Below are 12,492 nucleotides of genomic sequence, written 5' to 3' on the forward strand. Positions count from 1 at the left end.
GTCATGGCCGCTGCAACCGGCGGACGAGTTTGCGCATGCCGGCCTGCCAACCGTCCGGGTCCTCGGCGCGGCGGCGCGCGTAGTCGGCGACCTCGGGGTGCGGCAGGATCAGGAAACGTTCCTCGGCCAGCCCGGCGATGGCCGCCTCGGCGACCTGGTCCGGGGTGAGCACCGCGCCGGACGCGGCGACCACCCGGGCGCCGAGGTGACCGTCGGCGAGCCCGTCGGCGAGCATCGGGGTGTCCACCCCCTGGGGGCAGAGGGCGCTGACCCGGATGCCCCGGTCCCGGTAGGTGATGGCCAGCCACTCCGCGAAGCCCACCGAGGCGTGTTTCGTCGCGGTGTACGCGGCGTCGCCCACCGCGGTCAGCACACCCGCCGCGGAGCAGGTGTGCAGCAGGTGCCCGCCGCCCCGGGCGAGCATGCCGGGCAGCACCGCGCGGGCCGAGTAGACGTGGGCGAGCACGTTGACCCGCCAGGCCCGGTCCCAACCGGCGTCGTCGACCTCCACTCCCCCACCGGTGGTCACTCCCGCGTTGGCGCAGAACAGGTCGATCCGGCCGTACCGCTGCTCGGTGTCGGCGACCAGCGCGCGGACCTGCTCCTCGTCGGTGACGTCGACGGCGTGGGCGTGCGCGACCGGGCCGATGCCCTCGGCGACCGCGCGGGCCGCGTCGGCGTCCAGGTCGGCGACCACCACGGCCGCGGCTCCCTCGGCGGCGAACCGGCGGGACAGCGCCGCGCCGATGCCGCCGGCCCCGCCGGTGACCACGACGATCCGGTCGGTGAGGTTCACGCGGACGCCTCCACGAGGTTGGTGCCCAGCCGGGCGATGAGGCTCAGTAGCGCGGTCGCGCCCCCAGCGGTGACCTCGGGGGTGGGCAGCAGCGCGATGATCGGCACGTCCACCCCGTTGTCGGCGTAGCGGCGCACCTCGGCGCGGCACCGCTCCGGTGAGCCGTGCAGCACCAGCGCGTCGACCACCTCGTCGGGCACCGCCGCGTTGGCGCCGCGCCGGTCACCGGCGGCCCAGGCCGCCCACATGGGTGCGAGCGCCTCGTCGCGGCCTAGCCAGCGATGGAAGTCGGCGTACGCGCCGACGGTGAGGTAGCTGGTGATGAGCCGGCGGCCCAGTGCCCTGGCATACGCGGTGTCCTCGGTGGGACAGACGAAGATCCGGGCGGCGATGTCGAAGTCGGCGCGGCGCTCGCCCAGCTCGGCGAGGGCACGCGGTACGTCGTCGGCGCTGAGCCAGTTGAGGATGACCCCGTCGGCCTCCGCGGCGGCCAGCCGGAGCATTCCCGGGCGCAGCGCGGCGAGCATGATCTGTGGCGGCACCGCCGGCGGTCGTTCCAGCGTGAACCTGCGGACGGTGAACGTGTCGTAGACCTCGTCGACGGTCTCGCCGCGCAGTGCGGCGCGCAGGAAACGCAGCACGTCGCGGGTACGCCGGAACGGTTGGTCGAACGGCACGGCGTTCCAGTCCCGGACGAGCACCGGTGAGGACGCCCCGATGCCGAGCGAGAACCGGCCCGGCGCCGCCTCGGCCAGCGCCGCCGCGCTCATCGCGAGCAGCCCGGGCCCCCTGGTGTAGACCGGGGTGATCGCGGTGCCCAGCCGCAGCCCGGGCTGCCAGGCGGCGGCGAGGGCCAGCGGGGTGAACGCGTCGACCCCGGCGACCTCGGACGACCAGACGTCGGTGAACCCGGCCCGGTCCAGGGCCGCGTAGGCCGCGTCGTGCTGCGCCAGCGCGATCCCGCCCAGCGGCACGGTCATGCCCCATCGATTCGTCACCGATCGATCGTGCCCGTTGACGACGGCCCGGGCAAGATCCCCGGGTTGGGCAGAATCGCCGGTTTCCGGCCGTGCGGGCCGATGGGAAGTGCTACCACTTCGAGGTGGACCGGACCGACGGCACAGGCCGCTGACCATGGGTTCCAGGGCGGCGGGACGCCTGGAGCCGGTCCCGGCCGCGGCCGCGCCCGGCCGGGCGACGTTCCTGGAACTCTTCTTCGACCTGGTGTACGTCTTCGCGCTCACCCGGATCTCGGCGCGCGCGTTCGAGGATCTGACCCAGGACCCGGGCCGGGAGCACGGCTGGGGGACGATCACCGGCAGCGGCAAGACGCTGCTGTTGCTGCTGGCGCTGTGGGCGGTCTGGCAGGGCACCGCGTGGACGACCAGCCGGTACGACCCGTACCGGGTGCCGTTGCAGACCGTGGTGATCACCGCGTTGGTGTGCAGCATGGTGATGGGGGTGGCGATCCCCCGGGCGTTCAGCGAGACCGCGCTGATGTTCGCGGTGGCGTACGTGATCGCGCAGGTGACCCGGCCGGTGATCCTGTCGATCGCGCTGGGCGCGCACCCGTACCGCCGGTTGAAGGTGCGGATGGCGGTGATCTTCGCCGTCAGCGGGGTGCTGTGGATCGGCGGCGCGATGCTGAACACCAACGCGCAGGTGGTGCTCTGGTCGGCGGCGCTGGGCATGGAGTACCTGGCCGCCCGCTGCGGCTGGCCGGTGCCCGGCCTGGGTCGTTCGACGATCTCCAAGTGGGAGATCGCCGGGGAACACCTGGCCGAGCGGTACCAGCAGTTCTTCCTCGTCGCGCTGGGCGAGACGATCCTGGTGGCCGGTTTCTCGTACAGCAAGGGGCCGTACGAGGCGGGGCACGCCTGGGCGTTCGCGCTGGCGCTGGCCACCTCGATCATGCTGTGGCGGATCTATGTGCAGCGGGCCGGGCGGATCCTGGGCGAGGCGGTGATGAAGGCCCGGCACCCCGCCAACATCGGCCGGTCCGCGGCCGACACCCACCTGGTGATGGTGATCGGTCTCGCGTGCACCGCGATCGGCTACGAGCTGATCATCGAGAATCCGCTGGAGCGGATCCCGGGGCCGTGGTTGGCCATGGTGCTCGGTGGCCCGGCCCTGTTCCTGGCCGGCCGGGCCCGCCTGGAGTACGAGGTGTTCGCGCGGGTCTCCCCGTCCCGGTGGATCGCCCTCACGGTGCTGGTGGTGTCGTCGGTGCCGTTGCTGCGCCTGCCCGGTGTGATCGCGACAGCGCTCGGGGCGCTGGTGCTGGCCGCGGTCGCGGTGGCCGACGCCCGGCGGGCTCACGGCACCCCACCGGAGGCCGCCACGCCACCGTTCTGAGCGTTGCGCGCGAATGCCGCGCCGGAGCGGAGGGTTACTCTCGGCCGGTGACCTTCTCGCTCGTCGCCCGCTCCGCCGACGGCCGCCTGCACGGCGTGGCCGTCGCCAGCAAGTTCCTCGCCGCCGGGGCGTTGGTGCCGGCCGCCGCCGCCGAGGTGGGTGCGCTGGCCACCCAGGCGCACGTGAACCTCGCCTACCGCCCGCAGGGTCTCACCCTGCTACGCACCGGGGTGGCTGCCGCCGACGTGGTGGCCGGGCTGGTCGCCGCCGACCCCGAGCGGGACCATCGTCAACTCGGCGTCGTGGGGGCCACCGGAACGGGGGCCAGCTGGACGGGGCCGGCCTGCCACCCGTGGGCCGGCGGACGGACCGGCGACGGCTGGGCCGCGCAGGGCAACGTGCTCACCGGGCCGGAGGTCGTCGACGCCCTCGGTGCGGCCTGGGAGGCGGGAACGGCGCTGCCGTTCGCCGAGCGGCTGGTGACCGCGTTGCGGGCCGGGGACGAGGCCGGCGGCGACCGGCGTGGCCGGCAGAGCGCCGGCCTGCTGGTGGTCGAGCGCGGCGGCGGGTACGGCGGCACCAGCGATGTGGTGGTGGACCTTCGGGTGGACGACCACCCGGACCCGGTGGCCGAGCTGGGTCGTCTGCTGTCGGTGCACACCATGCTGTTCGGCCGCCCGGACCCGGCCACCCTGCTCGACCTCACCGGCGCGGTCGCCGCCGAGGTGGCGGCGTTGCTCGCCGCGCTGGGCCATCCGGTGCGGGAGGACGGCACGGAAGCGGCGTTGATCTCCTGGGCCGGGTTGGAGAACCTGGAGGAACGGCTGGTGCCGGGGCGGATCGACCCGGTGGTGCTGACGCACCTGCGCGGTGTCGCCCCGCACGTCCCCGCGCCCCGCTCGGCGAGCTGACTCGCGACACCGGTGAGGACCCCACCGGACCGCGGGGCCGGCCGTCAGCGGCCGAAGGCCAGCCAGCGGAAGCCGGCGGCGGCGACCGCGGCCCGTTCCGGGGCGGTCACTGCCGACCGGCCGGTGGCCTTGCGGATCAGCGTCAACCGGTCCCAACCCAGCCCGGCCGGCGTCGGTCGTCCGCCGGTGAGCAGCTCGGCGATGACCGCCGCCGCCGGTGGGGTGAGCCACGGCGACCGGCCCAACGCGGCGGCCAGGTCCAACCCGTGCACGCCCACCTCGACGACCCGGGTCCGCAGGAACTCGCCGAGGCGCATCGCGTCGCCGTGGCGGGTTCGCACCACCCGGTCGGGCGGGGCAGCGGCGACGGCTGCCTCGGTGGCCCGCCAGGATCGGTCGAACTCGGCCGCCAGCGCCGCCCGGTCCACCGGTAGCGCGTCCCGCTGCCCACCGGCGATCCGGTCGGCGTCCACCTCGGCGGTGAACTTCGCCGCGCCGAAGTAGCCGGCGGCGTCCACCTCGGCGTGTGGCGGGGCCGGCGCGGCGAGCATGTCGGTGAGTCGGCCGACCCCGGTGCGGGTGTGCGCGATCAACTCCCGGACGGTCCACGGCGGGCAGTCGGTGGGCCGGCCGAGATCATCGTCGGTCAGCTCGGCCAGGACCTCGGTGAACCGCGCGCACTCGGCGGAGAACGCCGCCCGGGTCGGCTCCACCGGGCGGCTCAGCCCTTGACCCGGGGCACCAGCCGGTGCACGACGGTGAGCACCAGCGCCATCACCACGGCCATCGTGCCGGCGATCCCGGCGGCGCTGCCCGCGTACCCGACGAACAACGGCCGGCGGGACAACTCCTGCGGCCCGGTGCCGCGTAGCTCGATCAGCCAGGACAGGGACAGTCCGCAGGCGACCAGGGCGAGCAGGCCGACCACCCCGAGCACCAGCGCGGCGACCCGGTGCGCGTCGCCGGGGGCGACCTCGGCCTGCTCCCGCTGGGTGATCAGCAGGAGCAACCCGGCCAGCGCCGCCCAGACACCCACCACGAGGTACGCGGCGACGGCGTCGCTGGGCCGGTGCCAGCCGGCGGAGAGGGTGGCGACTCCGGCGACGGCGGCGTAGCCGGCACCGATGAACGCGCCGACCGCCCGCACCTTGCGCGGCAGCACGAGCATCAGCGCGACCGCCACCGACGCGGCCACAGTGGTGTGCCCGCTGGGCAGGCTGTTGCCCACCGCCGCGCGTTCCGGGTCGAGGCCGAAGTCGGGGCGGTTCAGCCCGTACTTGAGCAGTTGGGTGGTGACGTTCGCTCCGGCGATCAGCAGGGTCGCGGTGATCGCCAGGGCGATCCGCCCCCGGATCAACGCGATGAAGCCGATCATCGCGGTGGCGGCCAGCAGCGAGACCACCGACATCGCGTTGAGGATCCGGTCGACCGGACCATCGATGGTGTCCTGTCCGATCCGGTTGCCGGTGAGGGCGACAGTGTCCACCCACTGACCGACCTCGGAGTGCACGGCCACCCGCCACACGGCAAGGAAGGCAGCCGCCTGGACAAGGGCCAGTACGACCAACCAGACCGCGGTCCAACCCCGTGCCGTCGCGCGCATCCGCACACCGTAGCGGCAGGTGTCGGCGGTCCGAGCGGTGGCCCGCCGCCAATCGCCGGTTAGGTTGTGCCGGAGGTGAGGAGGCGGTGGTGAGCGGAACACCGGAGCGCGACAGCTGCCCGGCCGAGCCCGGTCCGGAGCAGCGCAGGGGCGGCGATCCGGGGCCGGGAGGGCCGACGCGGGCCGGCACCGACACCGGTGCGGGAGAGCCGACGCGGGCCGGCACCGACGCTGGCGCGGCGGGGCCGGCGCGGGCCGAGTCGCTGACGGATCTGCTGGGCGGGCGACGCGGCGCCATCGACGCCACGCTGCCGCCGCTGGCGTTCGCCGCGGGGTGGGTGCTGGGCGGCGAGTCGCTGTGGGGCGGGGTCGGCGCGGCGCTGACGGTGGGCGCGGTGGTGGCCGGCGTACGTCTGCGTCGGGGTGACCGGCCGCGTTCGGTCCTGATCGGGCTGCTGGCCGTCTGTGTCGCGGCGTTGATCGCGGTGCGGACCGGCCGGGCCGAGAACTTCTTTCTGATCCAGGTGTTGTCGAACGCGGCGAGCGCTCTGGCGTGGACGGTCAGCATCGTGGTGCGGTGGCCACTGCTCGGTGTGCTGGTCGGCGCGGTGCTGGGCCAGCGCGCCCGGTGGCGGCGCGACCCGGTGCTGCTGCGCGGGTACGGCCGGGCGAGTTGGGTGTGGACGGCGACGTACCTGCTGCGGGTCGCCGTGTTCGTGCCGCTCTACCTGGGCGGGCAGGTGCTCGCGTTGGTGGTGGCCCGGGTGGCGCTGACCTGGCCGCTGGTGGCGGCGGCGCTGGCACTGAGTTGGGTGGTGTTGCGGCGCTCGCTGCCGGCCGGGCACCCGGGGCTGCGTCACCCGGTCGCGCCGCCTCGCTGAACCGGTCGCGGCGCCGCACCGCTGCACGGGCCGCGCCGCCTCGCCGGAGCGGCGGGGCGGCGCGGACTCGCTGCAAAAAGTGGAGAGGCCGCCACGGGGGGAGCGGCCTCTCCGGTGACGTACGTTACTCCGTCACGGACTCCGGTGTGATCCCGCGACGGCCCGAATTTCTGGGCTTTTTCGCGGCTAGCTTCAGTCCGGGCGGTGGGGTGGGCCAGCCGATCCGCTGCGTCGGCCAGATGGCCGGCCCACCCCGGCCTGACCGTGGGTGTCAGGCCGTCCGCCAGCCCTGGTCCGTCGTTCCCCGGACCGGGCCGGACCCCGGGGTGGGCGGTGCACGCCACCCACCCCGGGTCGTATCAGCCGTTCGGGAACAGGCTGCCGTAGTCGGCGTACGCCATGGCGACGTCAGCCTGCGCCCAGAACCGGTGGTAGTTGAACTCGGGCTCCGGACCACCGTCCAGGTACGCCTGCACCTTGGGCCAGTCCGGGTCGTTCTTGTAGAAGGACCGGATGTCGAGGAAGCTCTTGCCGGCGGCGATGGCGTCGCCGTTCGGCATCTTCCCGGTCCAGCCCGACGGGACGTAGAGGCCCTGTCCGGTGGACGCGTTGTAGACGTCGTCGAAGCGCCGGTAGTCGCCACGCTTCTCGGTGGTGGAGACGCCCTTGGCGTCGCTGGCGGACGACAGCGCGTCGAGCAGCCCCTTGGCGGTGTCCTTCGCCGCCACGTTGCCCGACTTGGCCGCGTACGCGATCAGGGTCCGGGCGTAGGCGGCGGTGACGCCGACGTCCTGGCCCTTCACCGTGACCTGGACGTGCAGGTTGGTGTTGGGCTGCGGGTTGGACGGGTTCCAGGTGGTCGGCTGACCGGTCCACGCCATGTCCGACGGGATGGACCAGTTGGTGCCGAGGGTGGTGTTGGCGATCGCCCACGGCACCCACTTGTCCAGCAGCGCCTTGGCCTTCGCGTTGCCGGTCTGCAGGTACAGCTCGGCGATGCGCTGCATCGACCAGGCCTGCATGCCGAACCACTGGTTCGACGGCGGGTCGTTGTAGACCGGGTCGACGTCGTAGAACATGCCGTAGAAGGTGCTGGTGCCGGCCGGCGGCTGGGCGTAGCTGCCGTCCCAGCTGTTGGTGGCGCCACCGGCGATGCCGCCCTCGGCGGACTGGAGCCAGGTGTAGAACTCCAGCTGCCGGTCGAGGCTCTTGGTCCAGTCACTGGCGGCGGTCGGCGACTTCGGCGCCAGCTCCGGGGTGTTGGTCAGCGCCCAGGCCGCGAACGGGTTCTGGTAGCCGAAGTGGCTGTGGCTGGAGCCGATCCGCCAGGACCAGTTCTGGCTGGTGTCGTACGCGCCGCCCCAGGCGTAGTACCAGGACAGCAGGTAGTGCGCCGAGTCCCTGCCGGTGCCGGCGGGGCAGGTGCTGGCCCCGACACAGTTGCCGATCTTCTTGAAGTACTTGTCGAACATCGCGTACCGCAGGTAGTCGCCCATCTTGGCGGCCTTGGTGATGGTGGCCGCGACGTCGGCCTGCTTGTTCTGCGCCTTGGCCCAGGTCAGCGCCCAGTACGCGGCCTGCACGGCGCGGGCGTCAGCGTCCGGCGCGTTGGTGTACTTCCACTGCTTGGCGGGGGCCCCGGTGTCCTTGACGAACAGGTCGAGGTAGCCGTACTGACCGCCGTGCTTGAAGGTGTCGCAGGACGGCTGCGGGACGGTCTCCCACACCGACTCCTGGGTGCCCCGCTGGAAGGTGTTGATGTACGCCGGCTTGGTGGTGCCGTCACCGCAGCGGCCGAAGCCGTAGGTGTTGTCGACGTCCATCAGCCAGTGCATGCCGTAGATGTCGCCGGTGCCGTAGGTGGACTGCAACTCCGAGCGGAGCGGGTCCTGGCCGACCGGGACGTTCGGGTTCAGCGCCGAGGGGTACTGGCTGGGCAGGTTGTACTCCGCGGCGTACTGCGGGGTGCCCGCGGAGCCCGAGGTGGGCTGGTCGGCGTGGGTCGGGATGATGTACTTCTCCATCACGGTCCACGCGTTGTTGAACGGGGCCCAGTTCTGGGTGACCCGACCGTAGTTCGCCTCCAGCCAGAGCCAGAAGCTGAACGCCTCGGAGGTGGTCTCGTGACCGTGGTCGGGGGCTTCCACGATCAGCGTCTCCACCGAGTGGTACGGCACGCCCTCGGGGCTGAAGTAACCCGAGTTCTTGATCTTGCCGTACTGCTCGAGGAACTTCGCGATGTAGGTGTTGTCGCCGCCGGGGGTGTCGTTGTCGATCTCGGTGGCGGTGACCGCCAGCGAGGCCAGACCTGTGGCGGTGGCGGTGATGGTGGCGGCGCCGCCGACGGTGTCGGCGTCCTCGGCCGCGGCGACCGTGACGGTGACCCCGGTGTTCCAGTTGCTCGGGGTCAGCGTGACGGTGCTCGGCGAGACAGTGACATCGGTGTCACCGGTGCGGGTGAGGGTGACCGGCACGTTGGCCGTCGGCGCGGCGCTGAGCTTCAGGTTGAAGGTGGCGGTGCCACCCTCGGCGACGCTCACCGCGGACGGCGTGGCGACCAGCGTCGGGCCGCTGGCCGCGCCGACGGTGAATGCCTTCTCGTCGACCCCGATGCCGTTGGCGTTGTCGTACGCCTTGGCCTGCACGGTGTAGCTGCCGGCCGGCAGGTCCTCCTGGGTGTAGGCGTACGGGGCGCTGGTGTCGGTGTTGATCAGCAGGCCGTTGCGGTAGAACTCGACCTTGCTGATCGTCCCGTCCGGGTCGCTGGCGGTGGCGGTCAGCGGCACGTCGGCCGGCGCGGTGAACGGGCCGCTGGGCAGGCCGAGCGAGACCGTCGGCGGCTGGTTGGCCGGGGTGCCGTTGCACGGGGTGCCGTTGATGGTGAACGCGGTGGGCTTCGGGTTGCTCCCGGTGTGGGCGCCGTTGAAGCCGATGGTGGTGGAGGCCCCGGTGCCGAGGTTGCCGTTGTACGACTCGTTGGTCGCGGTGACCTCACTGCCGGTCTGGCTGTACCGGGCCGACCAGCCCTGGGTGACCCGTTGACCGCTGTTCGGGAAGGTCCACTTGAGCGTCCAGTTGGTGATCGGGTCGCCCAGGTTCTTGATGGTGACGTTGGCGGTGAAGCCGGTGTTCCAGTCGTTGGTCGCGTAGACCACGTCGCAGGCGGGCGCGGCCTGTGCGGCGCCAGCGGGCAGGGTCACCCCGCCGATGGCGAGCGCGGCGGCGGCGATGATCGCCACTCGACGGCGTCGTGCCAGTTGTCTCATGTGCGCGGTGTCTCCTCGGACCGGGCCGGGACGGTCCCCGGCGAGGCGCCTGCCCGCGTGGGTGGTGGTCCGCGGGGATGTCGAGGCGCCGGGAAGGTGGTCTCCCCCGGGCCCGGCCGGGGTTCGGCGGTGCGAGCCCGCACGGGAGGGGTCCCGCCGGCTGATCGGGTGACCGTGACCGGAGCTGGTGCTGCCGGCTGCCCTCGGTGGACCCGCACTCACGCGATGTGGCTCCTGTCGCGTCGAATCGACAGTGTGCCATGGAAGCGCTCCCACAACAAGCGCACGGAGCCTCGGATCAGCTCCTTGTTTCGATCTCGTTTTGGGGCTTTCACAAAGACGTGACGGGCGTTACAGTCGCAACATCGGTCGATGGGAGCGCTTCCATCGACAAGGTTCCAACAAGAAGATCGCTGGGATCGTCTCTGACGAGCTCAGGGAACCAGACCGAGGGCCGACGACGGGCCAGCCCGGACGCCGTCGTCAGCCATCGTCCCGCCACAGGGAGGGAGGTGGAACCAGAGCCACTCGCGTGGCCCGGCTCCCGCGCGACACGCACGGCAGGACCCAAATTCCGCCCGTGTGTGTGCAGTTACGGTGGGGACGGGGGTTGCCCTCCCCCGTCCCCACACTAAACCCCCGTACACGATAGGAAAAGAGGCCGACGGGACAGGCGCGCCGCGCCGCCCGGACGGCCTCGTTCGCTGCTCGGGGCCACACCCGTCTCCCACTCGCCAGCGCCGGCCGCCATGACGGCCGGCTGACCAGCCGGCAGCGTCTGCCCTATCATGGGAGCGCTCCCGAATCCTTCGGCGGTGGCCCCGTATCCATGAGGAGAATCCATGTCGATACCTATTGGGCCCGCCGGCCCGCTGCGCTTCCCGGACAACTTCGGCTGGGGCGCGGCCACCTCCGCGTACCAGATCGAGGGCGCCACCAAGGAGGACGGGCGCGGCGAGTCGGTCTGGGACACCTTCAGCCGCGTCCCGGGGCGCACCCGCAACGGCGACACCGGCGACGTGGCCATCGACCACTACCACCGGTACGCCGAGGACCTCGACCTCATGCGCGACCTCGGGTTGCGCAGCTACCGCTTCTCCATCTCCTGGCCCCGGATCCAACCCGACGGCACCGGCACGCCCAATCAGCGCGGCCTCGACTTCTACCGCCGCCTCCTCGACGGCCTGCACGAGCGCGGCATCACCCCGATGGCCACCCTCTTCCACTGGGATCTCCCCCAGGCGCTACAGGACGCCGGCGGCTGGGAGTCGCGCGACACCGCCCACCGCTTCGCCGACTACGCCGACGTGGTCTTCCGCGCCCTCGGCGACCGGGTGCCGTCCTGGCTCACCATCAACGAGCCCAAGACCGTGGTGCAGAACGGCTACCTCACCGGCCACCACGCCCCCGGCCGGCAGGACCCGGACGCCGCCTACCTGGTCGCCCACCACCTGCAGCTCGCGCACGGGTTCGCCGTCGGCGCGCTGCGGGCCACCGGCAGCGACAGCCGGATCGGCCCCGCGCTCAACCTGCACCCCTGCTACCCCGCCGACGACTCCCCGCAGGCAGCCGCTGCCGCCCACCTCTACGACGCCTACGAGAACCGCCTCTACCTCGACTCGCTGTTCAAGGGCAGCTACCCCGAGGACCTGCTGGCCGACCTGGGCCCGCAGAGCCGGATGGTCCAGGGCATCCGCGACGGCGACCTGAAGGTCATCTCCGCGCCGGTCGACCTGCTGGCCGTGCAGTACTACACCCCGATCTACGTCACCGCCGACGGCGGCACCGCGCACCGGTGGGCGACCTCCGAGGCCGAGTGGCAGCAGATCTACCCCGAGGGGATGTACGACCTGCTGACCCGGGTCACCCGCGACTACGGCCCGATCCCGCTCACCATCACCGAGAACGGGCTGCCCACCCCGGACACCCTGGACGCGGACGACACCGTCCAGGACACCGGCCGGATCAACTTCCTGCGCGACCACCTCAGCGCGGCGCACCGGGCCATCGCCGACGGGGTGCCGCTGGAGAGCTTCCACGTCTGGTCACTGCTCGACAACTTCGAGTGGGACCAGGGCTACGACCAGCGCTGGGGCCTGGTCTACGTCGACTACCCCACCCAGCGGCGGGTGCTCAAGAGCAGCGCCACCTGGTACCGCTCCGTCATCGCCGACGGCGGCTTCTGAACGCGCCGCCACCCGGACCGCCGGGCCCGGACGGCTCGGCTCGGGTGAGCCGGTGACCGTCCGGGCTCGGCCGGCTCACTCAGCGGGGCAGCGCCTGCTGCAACTCCGCCCGCAGGGCCGGGGTGAGCATCTCCCCCGCCTGCTTCGCCAGCCGGGCCATCTCGTAGCCCACCACGCCGATGTCCGCGTCACCGGCCGCCAAGGTCGCCAGAATCGAACCGTCGCGGATCTGCATCACCAGGAAGTAGCCACGGCCCATCTCGACCACCGTCTGCTTGACGACATCGCCGTCGAACATCTGGGCCGCGCCCGCGGTGATGCTCATCAGCCCGGAGGTCACCGCGGCGAGCTTGTCCGCGTTGTCACGCGGCAGGTGATCGGAGATCGCCACCAGCAGCCCGTCGGAGGAGACCACCACCGCGTGCGCCACACCCGGCACCCGCTCCGCGAACGCGCTCACCAGCCAGCTCAGGTCACGCGCCTCCTGGCTCAAC

The 12,492-nt window shown here is 72.4% G+C and carries 10 protein-coding genes; 4 read left to right on the top strand and 6 right to left on the bottom strand.

What is annotated here, in order from left to right; all coding sequences use genetic code 11:
• Nucleotide 1: 1 nt before the first annotated feature.
• Complete coding sequence (locus QCZ28_RS28900; protein WP_279519572.1) at nt 2-796, bottom strand: SDR family NAD(P)-dependent oxidoreductase; 795 nt, start codon at nt 794-796, stop codon at nt 2-4.
• Complete coding sequence (locus QCZ28_RS28905) at nt 793-1,776, bottom strand: LLM class F420-dependent oxidoreductase (protein WP_279519606.1); 984 nt, start codon at nt 1,774-1,776, stop codon at nt 793-795. Before QCZ28_RS28905 ends, QCZ28_RS28900 begins: the two co-directional genes overlap by 4 nt.
• Nucleotides 1,777-1,930: 154 nt before the next feature.
• Here QCZ28_RS28905 and QCZ28_RS28910 point away from each other — a divergent pair, with 154 nt between their 5' ends.
• The gene (locus QCZ28_RS28910) at nt 1,931-3,151 is read left to right on the top strand and encodes a low temperature requirement protein A (protein WP_279519573.1); all 1,221 of its coding nucleotides are present in this window, start codon (nt 1,931-1,933) and stop codon (nt 3,149-3,151) included.
• 47 nt (nt 3,152-3,198) lie between these two features.
• On the top strand, nt 3,199-4,062 hold the full coding sequence (locus QCZ28_RS28915) for a DUF1028 domain-containing protein (RefSeq protein ID WP_279519574.1): 864 nt from the start codon (nt 3,199-3,201) through the stop codon (nt 4,060-4,062).
• A gap of 44 nt (nt 4,063-4,106) precedes the next feature.
• On the opposite strand, the gene QCZ28_RS28920 is transcribed toward QCZ28_RS28915, so the two are convergent.
• Both QCZ28_RS28920 and QCZ28_RS28925 read right to left on the bottom strand, forming a co-directional pair.
• Entirely contained in the window at nt 4,107-4,775 is a 669-nt protein-coding gene (locus tag QCZ28_RS28920) for a maleylpyruvate isomerase N-terminal domain-containing protein (protein WP_279519575.1), read from the bottom strand.
• A gap of 8 nt (nt 4,776-4,783) precedes the next feature.
• Nucleotides 4,784-5,671 carry a phosphatase PAP2 family protein gene (locus QCZ28_RS28925; RefSeq protein ID WP_279519576.1) on the bottom strand — a complete coding sequence of 296 codons (888 nt, stop codon included), beginning with the start codon at nt 5,669-5,671 and terminating at the stop codon, nt 4,784-4,786.
• A 257-nt stretch (nt 5,672-5,928) separates the two neighbouring features.
• Between QCZ28_RS28925 and QCZ28_RS28930 the strand changes: the two genes are divergently transcribed.
• Complete coding sequence (locus QCZ28_RS28930; RefSeq protein WP_279519607.1) at nt 5,929-6,546, top strand: DUF3159 domain-containing protein; 618 nt, start codon at nt 5,929-5,931, stop codon at nt 6,544-6,546.
• A gap of 359 nt (nt 6,547-6,905) precedes the next feature.
• Here the strand turns inward: QCZ28_RS28930 and QCZ28_RS28935 are convergent, their stop codons facing one another.
• A complete protein-coding gene (locus QCZ28_RS28935; protein ID WP_279519577.1) occupies nt 6,906-9,812 on the bottom strand; it encodes a glycoside hydrolase family 48 protein in 2,907 nt (968 codons plus the stop codon).
• Nucleotides 9,813-10,654: 842 nt separating this feature from the next.
• Between QCZ28_RS28935 and QCZ28_RS28940 the strand changes: the two genes are divergently transcribed.
• Nucleotides 10,655-11,998, top strand: a complete 1,344-nt coding sequence (locus tag QCZ28_RS28940; RefSeq protein WP_279519578.1) for a GH1 family beta-glucosidase — start codon at nt 10,655-10,657, stop codon at nt 11,996-11,998.
• 79 nt (nt 11,999-12,077) lie between these two features.
• Here QCZ28_RS28940 and QCZ28_RS28945 read toward each other — a convergent pair whose 3' ends face one another.
• Nucleotides 12,078-12,491 carry a roadblock/LC7 domain-containing protein gene (locus QCZ28_RS28945; protein ID WP_203148617.1) on the bottom strand — a complete coding sequence of 138 codons (414 nt, stop codon included), beginning with the start codon at nt 12,489-12,491 and terminating at the stop codon, nt 12,078-12,080.
• Between the last annotated feature and the right edge of the window lies 1 nt (nt 12,492).

The sequence above is a fragment of the Micromonospora sp. DH14 genome (assembly GCF_029809455.1).
GTDB lineage: Bacteria > Actinomycetota > Actinomycetes > Mycobacteriales > Micromonosporaceae > Micromonospora > Micromonospora parva.